Raw genomic sequence first — 254 nt, 5'->3', positions numbered from 1 at the left:
TGATCGACCTCGATAAAATTGGCCATTACGATCCCGCCGCCTATTGGGAAGAGGTGCATAGCACCAACGGTCAGATCATCCTCGACCCCGGCGCCTTTTACATCCTCGTCAGCCGCGAAGCGGTGACATCCCGCCTGCCTATGCCGCTGAAATGGCACCCTATTTGGCGATGGTCGGAGAGTTCCGCGTGCATTACGCGGGCTTCTTCGATCCGGGCTTTGGCCATGCCGAGGCAGGCGGCGCAGGCTCACGCG

At 60.6% G+C, this 254-nt stretch carries 1 pseudogene; it reads left to right on the top strand.

What is annotated here, in order from left to right:
- Window positions 1-254 (top strand): annotated as a pseudogene (locus tag FCK22_RS18300) (2'-deoxycytidine 5'-triphosphate deaminase); the annotation flags it as partial.

Origin of the sequence: Sulfitobacter sp. 15WGC (assembly GCF_005068605.1) — a bacterium.
Lineage (GTDB): Bacteria > Pseudomonadota > Alphaproteobacteria > Rhodobacterales > Rhodobacteraceae > Sulfitobacter > Sulfitobacter faviae.
The sequence above is the reverse complement of the archived record's forward strand: the minus strand, read 5'-3'. Positions and strand labels throughout refer to the sequence as shown.